This window comes from Streptomyces spectabilis (genome assembly GCF_008704795.1).
Classification (GTDB): domain Bacteria; phylum Actinomycetota; class Actinomycetes; order Streptomycetales; family Streptomycetaceae; genus Streptomyces; species Streptomyces spectabilis.
On sequence record NZ_CP023690.1, the window covers coordinates 2,209,331 to 2,222,961 of the forward strand.

The 13,631-nt window shown below is 71.7% G+C and carries 12 protein-coding genes; 3 read left to right on the top strand and 9 right to left on the bottom strand.

Going from position 1 to position 13,631, the window contains the following annotated elements:
* From CP982_RS09395 to CP982_RS09405, 3 genes are all read right to left on the bottom strand, one after another.
* Complete coding sequence (locus CP982_RS09395) at positions 1–576, bottom strand: helix-turn-helix domain-containing protein (RefSeq protein ID WP_030684272.1); 576 nt, start codon at positions 574–576, stop codon at positions 1–3.
* 452 nt (positions 577–1,028) lie between these two features.
* Positions 1,029–3,647 (bottom strand): ABC transporter permease/substrate binding protein, encoded by a 2,619-nt coding sequence (locus tag CP982_RS09400; RefSeq protein WP_150510091.1) that lies wholly within the window; start codon positions 3,645–3,647, stop codon positions 1,029–1,031.
* Complete coding sequence (locus CP982_RS09405; RefSeq protein WP_150510092.1) at positions 3,640–4,839, bottom strand: quaternary amine ABC transporter ATP-binding protein; 1,200 nt, start codon at positions 4,837–4,839, stop codon at positions 3,640–3,642. The genes CP982_RS09400 and CP982_RS09405 overlap by 8 nt, the downstream gene beginning before the upstream one ends.
* A gap of 405 nt (positions 4,840–5,244) precedes the next feature.
* Between CP982_RS09405 and CP982_RS09410 the strand changes: the two genes are divergently transcribed.
* Positions 5,245–6,153, top strand: coding sequence for a 5'-3' exonuclease (locus tag CP982_RS09410; protein ID WP_150515394.1), 909 nt, complete (start codon positions 5,245–5,247; stop codon positions 6,151–6,153).
* Positions 6,154–6,213: 60 nt separating this feature from the next.
* Positions 6,214–7,047, top strand: coding sequence for a siderophore-interacting protein (locus tag CP982_RS09415; RefSeq protein ID WP_150510093.1), 834 nt, complete (start codon positions 6,214–6,216; stop codon positions 7,045–7,047).
* A gap of 54 nt (positions 7,048–7,101) precedes the next feature.
* On the opposite strand, the gene CP982_RS09420 is transcribed toward CP982_RS09415, so the two are convergent.
* Positions 7,102–7,680 (bottom strand): GNAT family N-acetyltransferase, encoded by a 579-nt coding sequence (locus tag CP982_RS09420; RefSeq protein WP_150510094.1) that lies wholly within the window; start codon positions 7,678–7,680, stop codon positions 7,102–7,104.
* 152 nt (positions 7,681–7,832) lie between these two features.
* On the opposite strand from CP982_RS09420, the gene CP982_RS09425 reads away from it, so the two are divergent.
* Entirely contained in the window at positions 7,833–8,780 is a 948-nt protein-coding gene (locus CP982_RS09425; RefSeq protein WP_150510095.1) for a pseudouridine synthase, read from the top strand.
* A gap of 16 nt (positions 8,781–8,796) precedes the next feature.
* On the opposite strand, the gene CP982_RS09430 is transcribed toward CP982_RS09425, so the two are convergent.
* From CP982_RS09430 to CP982_RS09450, 5 genes are read right to left on the bottom strand one after another with little or no spacing between them, the layout of a single operon-like run.
* Positions 8,797–10,290, bottom strand: coding sequence for a cytochrome P450 (locus CP982_RS09430; protein ID WP_150510096.1), 1,494 nt, complete (start codon positions 10,288–10,290; stop codon positions 8,797–8,799).
* Between the two features lie 40 nt (positions 10,291–10,330).
* Positions 10,331–10,960: a GTP-binding protein gene (locus tag CP982_RS09435; protein WP_150510097.1), complete on the bottom strand. Its 630-nt coding sequence runs from the start codon at positions 10,958–10,960 to the stop codon at positions 10,331–10,333.
* Positions 10,941–11,360, bottom strand: coding sequence for a DUF742 domain-containing protein (locus CP982_RS09440; protein WP_150510098.1), 420 nt, complete (start codon positions 11,358–11,360; stop codon positions 10,941–10,943). The genes CP982_RS09435 and CP982_RS09440 overlap by 20 nt, the downstream gene beginning before the upstream one ends.
* Positions 11,357–11,764 carry a roadblock/LC7 domain-containing protein gene (locus CP982_RS09445; RefSeq protein WP_030684294.1) on the bottom strand — a complete coding sequence of 136 codons (408 nt, stop codon included), beginning with the start codon at positions 11,762–11,764 and terminating at the stop codon, positions 11,357–11,359. The genes CP982_RS09440 and CP982_RS09445 overlap by 4 nt, the downstream gene beginning before the upstream one ends.
* The gene (locus CP982_RS09450) at positions 11,761–13,398 is read right to left on the bottom strand and encodes an ATP-binding protein (protein WP_150510099.1); all 1,638 of its coding nucleotides are present in this window, start codon (positions 13,396–13,398) and stop codon (positions 11,761–11,763) included. The genes CP982_RS09445 and CP982_RS09450 overlap by 4 nt, the downstream gene beginning before the upstream one ends.
* Between the last annotated feature and the right edge of the window lie 233 nt (positions 13,399–13,631).

The window sequence follows — 13,631 nt, forward strand, 5'->3', positions numbered from 1 at the left end:
TCAGCGCCGCCCGGCGTCCACGGCCTCGATGTGGTCGCCCACCGCGACGACGAGCACCCGCGCGTCGGCGGCCGTGGCCCGCCACCGGTGCCGGACGCCGCCCGTCAGATACAGCGAGTCCCCGCGCCCGAGGCGGTAGGCGCGGCCCTCCGCCTCGACCTCGACGGCGCCCGCGATGACGTACATCAGCTCGTCGTTGCGGTGCTGGAACTCGCGGCCCTCGTCGTGGTCGCCCACGTACTCGAAGGCGTGCAGCTGGTGGTGTCCGCGCACCAGGTCCCGTACGTGCGTCTCGCAGGTGCCGCCCGCCAGGCTCACCTCGTCGTCGGCGCGGACCAGGTCGACCGTGCCGGTCGGGTCGGCCGCGGCGAGCAGCTCGACCGCGGTGGTGCCGAGCGCGTCCGCGACCCGCTCCAGGGAGCGCATGCTGGGCCGGGCCCGCTCGTTCTCGATCTGGCTCAGGAACGGCACCGACAGGCCGCTGCGCCGGGAGACGACCGCGAGGGTGAGCTCCAGCTGACGACGGCGCCGCCGCACGGCCGAGCCCACCCGGAGATTTTCCTTGTGCTCGTCCATCGCCTCGGCTCCCTTCTTCTCTTGCGCGCTTCGGCCGGCTCGCGCGAGCCCGTGCCTTCACCCTGATGGGTTTTCTGCACCCTACGCATGTTCGCCAAACGGTTTTACCCAGTTGGGCGGTCCGTGCGCAGGTTCCAGCCGGGCGCCGGGGCGCGCGCCGTCGCGGGCCCGCCGCGCCGCACGCTCGTCGGACAACGCCCGACGGCACCGAAAACGTCGCCGAACGACCCGCCGCGCCGCAACTCCGGCACCTCCACGGCCCGCCCGCCGCACCTTCTCGGCGCCCCGGCCCGTCCCGGAGCACACGTCCGCCCGTCCACCGGCCCCGCTCGGGGGCCGGTGGACGGGCGGAATCCGCCGCGAAACGGCGGCGCGCCACGACGGCGCGAAACGACTTCAAGCCGCCGGAGCGCTCCTGTACGGGGCCGGAACCGGGGGTGAAGGGGGCGCGGCTACTGGGGAGCCATCCGGTCCGGGACCTCCGGGTGCTCCTTCAGCCACGCGGCGACGGCCTGCTCCTCATGGCCCTTGCCGCGCTTCTTGATCTCGTTCTCGAGCCCCGCGAGCTCCGACTCGCTCATCTTGAACTTCTTGAACCACTTCGTGAGCTGCGGGTACTGCTCGGGGAACTTCTTGCTGGTGATCGTCCGGATCGTGTCGCCCTTGCCGAAGGCGCCCTTGGGGTCCTTCAGCTTGGTCAGGCCGTACTCGCTGTACGCCCAGTGCGGCGACCACAGCAGGACCGCGACCGGCTCCTTCTTGGCGTAGGCGCGCTTGAGCTCGGCGAGCATCGCGGGCGTCGAACCGCTGGCGATCTTGTACTCGTCCTTCAGGCCGTAGCCGGGCAGGACCTCGTCCTTGAGCTTCTGCATCACGCCGGTGCCCGGCTCGATGCCGACGATCTTGCCGTCGAAGGTGCCGCCCTTGCCCTTGAGGTCCTCCAGGGACTTCACGCCCTTCACATAGGACGGCACGGCGACCTCGAGGGAGGTCGGGCTGTACCAGGTGCCCATGTCGACGAGGTTGTCCTTGTGCTTGTCCCAGTAGTTCTTCTGCGTACTGGGCAGCCAGGCGTCGAAGTTCACGTCGATGTCGCCCTGCGCGAGGCCGGTGTAGACCGGGCCCACGTCGGACTGCGACAGCTTCATCTTGTAGCCGCGCCGCTCCAGGACGTTCTTCCACAGGTACGTGACCGCCACGTCCTCGTCCCAGGGGAACCACGCGACGTTCAGGGTCCGCTTGGCCTCGGCCGGAGCCGCGCCCTTGCCCGCCGCCACGGGGGCCCACTTGTCGACGAGGCCGGGGTTCTTCTCCAGCCAGGAGCGCACGGCCTGCTGCTGCTTGCCCTTGCCCGCCTGGTTGATCTCCGCCTCGAGACCGGTGAGCTGCTTCTCGGTCATCTTGAAGCGCTTCAGCCACTCGGCGACCTCGGGGTGGTCGTCGCCGAAGCCCTTGCGGGACAGGGTGTGCACGCCGTCGCCCTTGCCCCAGGCGCCCTTGGGGTCCTTCAGCTTCTTCAGGTCGAAGTCGCTGTACGCCCAGTGCGGCGACCACAGGGTCACGACGATGGGCTGCTTCTTGGCGTACGCGCGCTTGAGCTCGGCGAGCATCGCGGGCGTGGAGCCGTCGACGACCTCGAAATCCTTCTCCAGGCCGTACTCCTTGAGCACCTTGTCCTTGAGCAGCTTCATCATGCCGGCGCTCGACTCGATGCCGATGACCTTGCCCTTGAAGGTGCCCTTCTTGCTCTTGAGGTCCTCCAGGGAGTTGACGTCCTTCATGTACGAGGGGACGGTCAGCTCCAGGGACGTCGGGCCGAACCAGCGGCCGAGGTCGTCCAGCTCGTCGCCGTACTTCTTCCAGTACGAGGCGTGCGTCGTCGGCAGCCAGGAGTCCGTCTGGAAGTCGATGCCGCCCTGGGCGAGCGAGGTGTAGAGCGGGCCCGCGTCCAGCTGCTTGGCGTTCACCTTGAAGCCGCGCTGCTCCAGGATCTCCTTCCAGAGGAAGGTGGAGGCGACGCCCTCGTCCCAGGGGATGTAGCCGACGTTCAGCTCCTTGCCGTGGCCGACGTTCTTGCCGTCCGCGGCGGTGGTCGTCTCGTCGTCCGAGCCGCCGAAGGCGCCGACGCCGCCCGCGACGAGCGCGAGGACGACGACACCGATCATGGCGAAGGCCGGGCGCGGCCGGTAGTTCCACAGCTTCAGGCCCTGCGCGGCGCGCGCCTTGGCGGCGGCGCGGCGGCCGAGCGGCGACACCTGGGTGCCGAGCGATGCGGTCATGCGGTCCAGGTAGATCGCAAGGATCACGATGGAGACGCCCGACTCGGCGCCGAGGCCGACGTCGAGCTGGCCGATGGACTCGTTCACGTCCGCGCCGAGGCCGCCGGTGCCGACCATGCCCGCGATGGCGGCCATGGAGAGACCCAGCATGATGACCTGGTTGACACCGGCCATGATCGTCGGAAGCGCCAGCGGCAGCTGGACGCGGAACAGGACGTTGCGCGGCGTCGTACCGAACGCCTCGGCCGCCTCGACCAGCTCCTTGTCGACCTGCCGGATGCCCAGCTCGGTCATGCGCACGCCGGGGGCGAGGGCGAAGATCAGCGTCGCCACGATGCCCGCGGGGCCGCCCATGCCGAAGAACAGGATGGCCGGGATGAGGTAGATCATCGCGGGCAGCGTCTGCATCAGGTCGAGCACCGGCCGGATCAGCGCGCTGACCCGGTTCGAGCGCGCCGCCAGGATGCCGAGCGGCACGGAGACGACCAGGGCGATGATCGTGGCCACGAGCACCAGGGACAACGTCACCATCGCGTTGTCCCACAGTTCGAGGGAGTCGATGAACGCGAAGCCGACGAAGGCCAGCACGCCGGCCGTCAGCCCGCGCAGCCAGAACGCGATGACGGCGAAGATGCCCGCGAGGAGCAGCGGCTCGGGCGCCTGAAGGACGTCGATGATCGTGTCGTTCATGCCGCTGAGCACGGACTCGATGAAGCTGAACAGCCAGTCGAGGTGTTTCGTGAGCCAGTCGACCGCGTCGTTGACCCAGTCGCCGAGATGAATCCTAGGCACCGCTGCTCACCTTGCCCACGCTCTTGCCGCCGTCGTCCTGAGTGCCGCCGTCGGCCTGCGCAGGGATGACCTTCTTCTCCGTGGCCACGGCCTTCCGCGTGGACACGGCGGGGGCGTCGTCGGACACCATCGGCTCGCCGAGCACGGCGAGCAGCCGCGCCCGCGGTACGACGCCGACGAGCGCGCCGTCGGCGCCGGTCACGGCGACGGCGACGCCGCTCGTGGAACACGGCGTGAACAGCTCGATGATCGGGGTGTCCTCGGCCACCGTCGCCGGGGCTGCGGCGAGCACGTCGGCGGCGCCGCGCAGCTCGGTGCCCTCGGGCGTCGTGGTCCCGTACACGGTCTCCGGGTCGGCCATGATGGCGCCGGCGGTCAGCACGCGGGCCCGGTCCACGTCCTGCGTGAACGCGGCGACGTAGTCGTTGGCCGGGGTGACCAGGATGTCCTCGGCGCTGCCGGTCTGGACGATGCGGCCGTCGCGCATGACGGCGATCTGGTCGCCGAGGCGCATGGCCTCGTTGAGGTCGTGGGTGATGAAGACGATGGTCTTCTTCAGCGTCTTCTGCAGTTCCAGGAGCTGGTCCTGCATGTCGCGCCGGATCAGCGGGTCGAGGGCGCTGAACGACTCGTCCATGAGCAGCAGGTCGGCGTCCGTGGCCAGGGCGCGGGCCAGGCCCACGCGCTGCTGCATGCCGCCGGACAGCTCGTCGGGCCAGGACTTCTCCCAGCCCTTGAGCCCGGCGAGCTCGAGCGCCTCGGTGGCCCGCCGCTCGCGCTCGGCGCGCGGCAGCCCCTGGACCTCCAGGCCGTACGCGGCGTTCTCCAGCACGCTGCGGTGCGGGAACAGCGCGAAGTGCTGGAACACCATGCTGATCTTGCGGGACCGGACCTCGCGCAGCTCGCGCGGGCTGAGCTTCGTCAGGTCCTGGCCGTCGAAGAGCACCTGCCCGGCCGTCGGTTCCGAGAGCCCGTTGAGCATGCGCAGCAACGTGGACTTGCCGGATCCGGAGAGACCCATGACGACGAAGATCTGGCCCGGCTCGACGGTGAAGGACGCGTCGACCACCGCGGCGGTGGTCCCCTCGGCGCGCAGTTCCTCACGGTCGGCTCCGGCGCGGAGCCTGGTCACCGCGTCGTCGGGTCGTCTGCCGAACACTTTGTACAAGTGCTCGGCTTGCAGCCTGGACACATACACCTCTCGGGTCGAACGAAGACGGCCCGCCTCCCCCGCCGGCGGGCCGTGGAGCGACGCGGGATGGCCCGCTGCCCGGCCGGTTGACGTCAAGAAGTTGAAAACGCGACCGGGTCCGCTCCGCGTGCGCGCCTGCCCCCGCTGGCGCGGAGCAAACCAGACGTGTCCCAGGTCACAGGGGCCTCCCCTGTTGCCGCCGGGCCGGATCCCGTCTGCGGCCCGCACCGGAGACTTTCAGCCCGTCCGGCGTTTGAGGACGAGGCGCGGAGCGCCGAAAAGGCGGGGGCACGGGGGCGGCAGCCCCCGGAGCGGGAAGGGGCGGGCCTGGGGCGCCCCGCGAGGGCACCCCCTGTCACACCCGTGCGGCAAGATGCACTCGTGACCCACCAAACCCGACGGCTCATGCTGCTCGACACGGCGTCCCTGTACTTCCGGGCCTACTTCGGCGTCCCCGAGTCCGTGAAGGCCCCGGACGGCACCCCGGTCAACGCGGTCCGCGGCCTGCTCGAATTCATCACCCGCCTCGTCCAGGACCACCGCCCGGACGACCTGGTCGCCTGCATGGACGCGGACTGGCGCCCGCACTGGCGCGTCGAGCTGATCCCCTCGTACAAGGCGCACCGCGTGGCGCAGGAGTCCCCCGACACGGCCCCCGACGTCGAGGAGACCCCGGACACCCTCTCCCCCCAGGTGCCGGTGATCGAGGACGTCCTGGACGCCCTCGGCATCGCCCGCGTCGGCGTCACGGCGTACGAGGCGGACGACGTGATCGGCACGTACGCGGCCCGCGCCACCGGCCCGGTCGACATCATCACGGGCGACCGCGACCTGTTCCAGCTGGTGGACGACGCGCGCGGCATCCGCGTCCTGTATCCGCTCAAGGGCGTCGGCACCCTCCAGATGACGGACGAGGCACTGCTGCGCGAGAAGTACGGCGTGGACGGCCCCGGCTATGTGGACCTGGCCCTGCTGCGCGGCGACCCCAGCGACGGCCTGCCCGGCGTGCCCGGCATCGGCGAGAAGACCGCGGCGAAGCTGCTCGACGCCTTCGGCGACCTGGCCGGGATCATGGCGGCGGTGGACGACCCGAAGTCCAGGCTCACGCCCTCGCAGCGCAAGCGGCTCGACGAGGCACGGCCGTACCTGGCCGTCGCGCCGAAGGTGGTGCGGGTCGCGGACGACGTACCGCTGCCGGATGTGGACGTCGCGCTTCCGCGGGCGCCGCGCGATCCGGCGGCCCTGGAGGCGCTCGCCGACCGCTGGGGCCTCGGCGGTTCGCTCGGCCGACTGCTGTCCACGCTCGAGGCGTGAGCGAGGGCCGGATGTTAGGTTAGGTGAACCTAACAAGTTGTGGATCAGGGGAGGCACACCATGGCAGAGCGGCCCGCACGCAAGAGTCCCACGCCTCATGTCGCGCAGGTCGTCCGCACGGAACGGCTCACCCCTCATATGCAGCGGGTGGTCCTCGGCGGCGACGGCCTGGCGGAGTTCACCGCGGGGGACTGCACCGACCACTACGTGAAGATCCTGTTCGCCCCCGCGGGTGTGAGCTACCCCGAGCCGTTCGACATCCAGCGCATCCGCGAGGAGCTGCCGCGCGAGCAGTGGCCCGTGACCCGTACGTACACGGTGCGCTGGTGGGACCCCAAGACCCGCGAACTGGCCCTGGACTTCGTGGTCCACGGCGACCAGGGCCTGGCCGGGCCCTGGGCGCTGCGCGCCGAGCCGGGCGACACGGTGCGCCTGCTCGGCCCCGGCGGCGCGTACGCCCCGGACCCGACCGCCGACTGGCACCTGATCGCCGGTGACGAGAGCGCGCTGCCCGCGATCGCCGCCGCCCTCGAAGCCCTGCCGGAGGGCGCCGAGGTGCGCGCCTTCGTGGAGGTCGAGGGCCCCGAGGAGGAGCAGCCGATCGCCACCGGCGCGGAGGTCGTCTGGCTGCACCGCGCGGGCCGCCCGGTCGGCCAGGCCCTGGTCGAGGCCGTCCGCTCCCTGGACTTCCCCGCAGGCACCCCGCACGCCTTCGTGCACGGCGAGGCGGGCTTCGTGAAGGAGCTGCGCCGCCTGCTGCGCGTCGAGCACCAGGTCCCGCGCGAGCGCCTGTCCGTCTCCGGCTACTGGCGCCTCGGCCACAACGAGGACGGCTGGCAGGCGTCCAAGCGCGAGTGGAACGCCCAGGTGGAGGCCGAGCAGGAAGCGGCCTGACGCCCCGGCAGCCGGGGCCGGACCCCGCTCCCGCGGGGCACGGCCCCCTCCCGGCTACGGACGGATCCGCGCGTGCAGGTGCATGTCGTGCCAGCCGTCCTCGTGCAGGACCGCGCTGCGCTGCGTGCCCTCGGGCGCGTACCCCGTCCGCAGGGCGACGCGGCAGGACGCCTCGTTATGGGTGGAGTGGCGCAGTTCGATGCGGTGCAGGCCGAGGTCGTCGAAGGACCAGGAGGTCAGCGCCGTCACCGCGTGCGTGGCGACGCCCCGGCCACGGGCGCGCGGCATGGTCCAGTAGGCCATCTCCGCCTGCCCGTCGGCGAGGTTGATCATGCGCAGGGCGACCCTGCCGAGGACCTCGTCGGTGTCCGCGTCCACGGCCGCCCACTGCGCGTTCGTCTCCTCGGCGTACTCCTTGCGCCAGTCCTCCATCCACGCGCGGACCTCGTCCTCGGAGTCGGCCACGCGCGCGTGATAGCGCTGGATGACGGGGTCCTGGAAGGCTTCGTACACGGCGGGCACGTCCTTGCCCGCCCAGGGGCGCAGGAGCACATGACCGGGGGCGGGCAGCGTCGGCTGGTCCCGGCCCGCGAGGGCGCCGGACTCGACCACGTGCGAGATCTTGAAGGGCATGCCCCTCATGGTGCTTCCGGGCGCTGCCGGAGCCCAGCGGTTTTCGCCGCCGCCCGCGAACCGCCGCCCGCGAACCGGCGTCCACGAGCCGCCGCCCACCAGCCACCGGCCACGAACCCGCCGCCCCCGACCGCCCCGTACGCTGGTCCGACGTGAGACGAAAACGCCGTGTGCCCCCGGCCCCTCTCCCCCAGCGCGACGGCGTCGACCCGGTGCGGGTGCGCCTCCCGGCGGACGGCGCCTGGGAGACCGTGCGCGACCACCTCGTGGCGCGGCTCGCGGCCGGGCCCGGCGTCGTCGACCGGATGCTGCGCGAGGGCCGCGTCGTCGGCGCGGACGGCACGCCGCTCACCCCGGACACCCCGTACGCGGCGGGCCTGTACGTGTGGTTCCACCGGGATGTGCCCGCGGAGCCCCGGGTGCCGGGCACCCTGGACGTCGTGTACCGCGACGAGCACATCGTCGTCGCCGACAAGCCGCACTTCCTCGCGACGATGCCGCGCGGCAGCCACGTCACCCAGACCGCGCTCGCCCGGCTGCGCACCGACCTCGGCATCCCCGCGCTCGGCGCCGCGCACCGCCTGGACCGGCTGACCGCCGGGCTGCTCCTCTTCACGGTACGGCCCGAGGAGCGCGGCGCCTACCAGACGCTGTTCCACGACCGGCGGGTGCACAAGGAGTACGAGGCCGTGGCCCCGTACGACCCGGCCGTCGCGCTGCCCCGCACCGTCCGCAGCCACATCGTCAAGGAGCGCGGTGTGCTCGCCGCGTACGAGGTGCCGGACGCCGAGCCGAACAGCGAGAGCCGGGTCGAACTCCTCGCGCACGACGGCCGCCTCGGGCGCTACCGGCTCGTCCCGCACACCGGCCGCACCCATCAGCTGCGCGTCCATATGAACGCGCTCGGCCTGCCCCTGCTCGGCGACCCGCTCTACCCAGCGGTGTGCCCGCCCGGGGCGCCGGACGACTTCCGGCGCCCGCTGCAACTCCTCGCCCGCGCCCTAGAGTTCACGGACCCGCTCACGGGCACGGCACACCGCTTCGTCAGCGAGCGGGTCCTGGACGCCTGGTCGTCGTACGGGACGTGGGCCGACGGCTGAGGCGCGGCCGCGGGGCTCAGTAGCCCCGCCACCACTCCAGGAAGCGCCGCCATGCGCCCTTGCGGCGGACCGGCTCCGGAGCGGCCGCCGGGGCCGTCGGCACGGGCTGCGGCGCCGGGGCGGCGGACGGCTCAAGGGCCTCCGGCAGCGGCGAGGACACCTCCCAGTTCTTGCGGGGCGCGGGCACCTGCGCCATGGGCCGGGCGGAGACGTCCTGCGGCGGCCGCTTGCCGAACGTCACCGGCAGCGACACCAGATGCCGGGACAGGATCGACGAGCGCCAGGCCAGCTCGGACTCGGCCACGGACAGTTCGACGTCCGGGAGCCGCATCAGGAGCGCGTCCACGCCGGTGTCGGCGATGGCGCGGCCGATGTCCTGGCCCGGGCACTCGTGCGGCCCGCCGCTGAAGGCGAGGTGGGAGCGGTTGCCCTGCATGTTGGCGGACAGGTCGGGGCGCACGACCGGGTCCACGTTGCCGGGCTGAATGCCCAGCAGGAGGCCGTCGCCCGCCTTGATCTGCTGGCCGCCGAGCTGGGTGTCCTGCTTGGCGAAGTAGCCGACCATCGCGCTGAACGGCGGCTCGTCCCACAGCGACTGCTCGACCGCCTCGGGGACGGTCATCTGGCCGCCGCTGAGCTGGGCGCGGAAGCGGGGGTCGGTGAGCACCATCCGCAGCACGTTCGCGATCAGGTTCGCCGTCGCCTCGTACGCGGCGATGAGCACCAGGCGCAGGTGCTCCGCCATCTCGTCGTCGGTGAGCTGCTGCGGCTGGGCGATCAGCGCGCTGGTGAAGTCCTCCTCGGGCTGTGCGCGCCGGCGCACCACGTGCCGGGTGAGGGCCTCCATCACGTACGCGTTGCTGGCGATGGCCGTCTCGGTGCCCTTGATCATGTCGCGGGCGGCCTGCACCATGCGGTCGCTGTAGTCCTCGGGCATGCCGAGCACGTGCAGCATCACCATCATCGGCAGGTGCTCGGCGAACTGGCCGACCAGATCGGCCTCGCCCTTCTCGCAGATGCCGTTGAGGAGCTTGTTGCTGTACCGGTTGATGTGGCGGCGGATGCCGCGGTGGTCGAGGCCCGCCATGGCGCCGGTGACCGCGCCGCGCAGCCGCTGGTGCTCGGCGCCCTCGACGAAGCTGCACATCGGCTGCCAGGTGAACACGGGCGCGAGCGGGTGGTCGGGGCCCGCGGTGCCGTTCTTGACGGCGCTCCACACGCGGGAGTCCCGGGTGTACTGCGAGGGCGTGCGCACCATGTGCAGGTTCTCGCTGTGGCCGAGCACCGCCCAGACGCGTACGTCGTTGTGGATCAGGGCGGGCGCCACGGGGCCGTGCTCGGCGCGCAGCTTCTCGTACACGCCCGCGAGGTCCTCGTCGGCCTCGGAACCGTACAGACGGCGAAGGCCGCCCGCGCCGAGCGACGCGCCCGTGTGCGCGGGGCAGCCGGGCGGCGCGGCGTCGGTGAGGCCCGACGAGGCGGGAGAGGTGGGTGAGGAGGGAGTCGTCACGGTGGTCGCTCCGGGGTCGCGAAGGGTCGTGCGGCCGGGCCTAGGCCCGGGCCATGGCGAGGGAGTGCAGATAGTGCATGAGGGTCATGAGGGCGTCGCGGCTGGAGGCGCGCTGCCGCGCGTCGCAGTGCACGATCGGCACCTCCTTCTCCAGGTCGAGGGCCGCGCGCAGGGCCTCGACGGGGTGCCGGGGCGCGTCCGGGAAGTCGTTCACGGCGATGATGAACGGCACGCCGCGCTCCTCCAGGCGGCCTATCACGTCGAAGCTGACTTCGAGGCGGCGCGTGTCGATGAGCACGACCGCGCCGAGCGCCCCTTCGAAGAGGCCGTTCCACAGGAACCAGAACCGCTCCTGCCCGGGGGTGCCGAACAGATAGAGGACCAGTTCGTCGGAGATGCTGATGCGCCCGAAGTCCATGGCGACGGTCGTGGCGGTCTTGGTCTCGGAGCCGTAGTCGTCGTCGACGCCGATGCCCGCCTGCGTCATGGTCTCCTCGGTGGTCAGCGGACGGATCTCGCTGACGGAGCCCACCATCGTCGTCTTGCCGACCCCGAAGCCGCCCACGATGACGATCTTCACTGCGGCGGCGGCCGTGGCCGGCAGGACGTCCTGCTCCCGCGGCCCGGCGAACGGGCCGGAGGTGAGCGTGTCAGAGCTTTTGAAGTCCATGCATCACCGCTTCGAGGAGGGAACGGTCGGGGAGCGCGGAGCGCACGAGCGGAGCGCGCGCCTGCACTAAGTCCGCCGCGAGCAACTCCGTGAGGAGCACGGTCACCACGCTGAACGGCAGCACCAGATAGGCCGAGAGCTCCGCCACGGACAGCGGGGTCCGGCACAGGCGCAGCAGGGCGGAGTGCTCCGGCTGCGCCGTCGGCGACGGCTCCGCCCTGGCGACGATCAGCGTGACCAGATCGAGCGGCGCCCGCTCGGAGTCCTCCCCGGTGAGGATGTAGAGCCTCGCCGGGTTCGCGGCGGTCTCCGGGCCCCGGCGCTCCCGCTGGACCGTCACCTCGGCCTGGAAGCGGGGGTCGTGGATATCGTCGTACGGGAGGTCTTGCGGATGAGTCATACGGCCTGCCCGTCTCGCCGCGGCGGGCTCGTCAGGTGGGCGCCGATGCGGACGACGAGGTCCCGCATGCGGTTGCCGATCAGGCCCGCGTCCACGGTCTCGTCGGCGAGCACGGCCAGATAGGCTCCCGCGCCCGCGGCCATCATGTAGAAGTAGCCGCCGTTGACCTCAATGATCACCATGCGCATGTTGCCGTCGCTCTCCGGGATCTCGGTGGCCACGGCCGCGGCGAGGCTCTGCAGTCCCGCGCAGGCGGCGGCGAGGCGGTCGGCGCCGTCCGGGTCGCCGCCGTGGCGCGCGATGCGCAGCCCGTCGGCGGAGAGCACCACGATCTGCCGAGTGCCGTGCACGCCGTCGGCGAGTTCCTTGAGCATCCAGTCGAAGTTGGCCCGCTGCTGGATCACTTCCAGCCCCCCTCGTCGGCGTGGTCGGTGCTGCCGTGGTCGTTCTCGGTGCGGACCTGCTGCGGTGCCGCCGGGTCGTTCGGCAGGTCGCCCGGGCTCGGGTCCTCGCCGTTGACGCCCTTCATGAAGGCCTCGATCCACAGACCGGGCTCGGGCTCCTCCTTCTTCGGGACGGGGTGACTGACGGCCTGCGGGGGCCCGGCGGACATGGCCGCCTCGGCGCGCCGCTGTGCCTCCGCCTCCTGCGCGTAGCGCTGGCTGAGGGGCATCTTGACTCGACTCCTGCGCTGTGGAAGGCCGTTGGCCGTCCACTCGGTGACTTCGGGGATCTCGTCCTCCATGGACGCGGTGAGCGGCATGGAGGGGCGCGGCACGGTGGTGACCTTGCGCGGCTTCTTGCGCCGGATGTCGCGGGCCTCCTCGATGACCGTGCCGTCGGCGTTGACGCGCGGCACGGCGGAGGCGCCGATGCCGTGCGCGAGGCCGTGCGCGGGCGCGGCGGTGAGCATGTCGCGCGGCACGATCAGGACGGCGCGCACGCCGCCGTAGGCGGACTGCCGCAGGGAGACCTGCATGTTGTACATCTGCGACAGCCGTCCGACGACCGCCATGCCGAGCCGGGGGGTCTCGCCGAGGTCGTTCAGGTCCATGCCCTGCTGGGCCTGTTCGAGCATGCGCTCGGCGCGGCCGCGGGCCTCTTCGCTGAGGCTGACGCCGCCGTCCTCGATCTCGATGGCGATGCCGGTCTGCACCTCGACCGCGGTGACGTGCACGCGGGTCTGCGGCGGCGAGTAGCGGGTGGCGTTGTCCAGGAGTTCGGCGCAGGCGTGGATGAGCGGCTCGACCTTGGTGCCGTGGATGGCGACCTTGGCGATGGAGTGCAGGTCGACGCGCTGGTACTCCAGGATCCGGGACATGGCGCCGCGCAACACGCTGAACAGCGGCACGGGCTTGGGCCACTGCCGGCCGGGCCGGGCGCCGCCGAGGACCGTGATCGAGTCGGCCAGGCGGCCGATGAGGGCCGTGCCGTGGTCGATGCGCAGCAGGTCGTCGAAGACCTCGGGGTTGCGGCCGTGGAACTCCTCCATCTCACGGAGTTCGGCGGCCTGTTGGTGGACGATGGACTGCACGCGGCGGGCGATGTTGACGAAGGCGCGCTGGGCGTTCTCGCGCATCGCCTCCTCGCGGTCCAGGATGTCCAGGATGGAGCGCAGCAGCACGCGCTGCGACAGCGGGAGGCGGCGGTTGGTCTCGTCGCCGTCGATGACGTGGCGGACGACCTCGGAGGGGGCCTCGCCCTGCCGGACCCGGTAGAGGGTCTCGGGCAGCAGTTCCCGGCCCAGTCGTTCGGTGTCCGCGTCGAGGGCCGCGATGCGCCGCTCCAGGTGGGCGACCCGCTCCGTGTGACTCTTGCGCAGTTCCCGGATGGCGCGGCCGCGGCGCGCGGCCTCGGCGCCGACGGCGATCACCACGAGCGTGGCGACGGCGCCGCACCAGGCCACGGCGGTCCGGGCCGGCACCGCGACGGCGGCGACGGCGGCTCCGGTCGCCGCCGCCATCACCATGGCTGGCAGCAACAGCACGCGTGCGTAAGGGACTTCTCGGCCACCGGGAGGCGATTGAACACTCACCATGTATGCCCTCTGAACACTCGTCTTGGGGGGAGGAAATCGGGGGGAAGGGGGATGCGCATGGGGTGATGCGTGGGGTTCGGGTGGTGTCTGGGAAATCTGGTGGTGCGCGGGGGTTCAGGTAGTACCTGGGAGAACGACGTGGTGCGCGGGGAGTTCGCCATGGAGGGGGAGTGCGTGGGGAGTTCCGTATGTGAGGGTGGTATGTGCGGGTGGTACGTGGGGGTTTCAACGCG

Coding starts and splice junctions, on each gene's coding strand:
- CP982_RS09435 (WP_150510097.1), bottom strand. CDS start 10,960: ATGGACTTCAAAAGCTCTGACACGCTCACCTCCGGCCCGTTCGCCGGG.
- CP982_RS09450 (WP_150510099.1), bottom strand. CDS start 13,398: ATGGTGAGTGTTCAATCGCCTCCCGGTGGCCGAGAAGTCCCTTACGCA.
- CP982_RS09440 (WP_150510098.1), bottom strand. CDS start 11,360: ATGACTCATCCGCAAGACCTCCCGTACGACGATATCCACGACCCCCGC.
- CP982_RS09410 (WP_150515394.1), top strand. CDS start 5,245: ATGCTGCTCGACACGGCGTCCCTGTACTTCCGGGCCTACTTCGGCGTC.
- CP982_RS09395 (WP_030684272.1), bottom strand. CDS start 576: ATGGACGAGCACAAGGAAAATCTCCGGGTGGGCTCGGCCGTGCGGCGG.
- CP982_RS09420 (WP_150510094.1), bottom strand. CDS start 7,680: ATGCCCTTCAAGATCTCGCACGTGGTCGAGTCCGGCGCCCTCGCGGGC.
- CP982_RS09415 (WP_150510093.1), top strand. CDS start 6,214: ATGGCAGAGCGGCCCGCACGCAAGAGTCCCACGCCTCATGTCGCGCAG.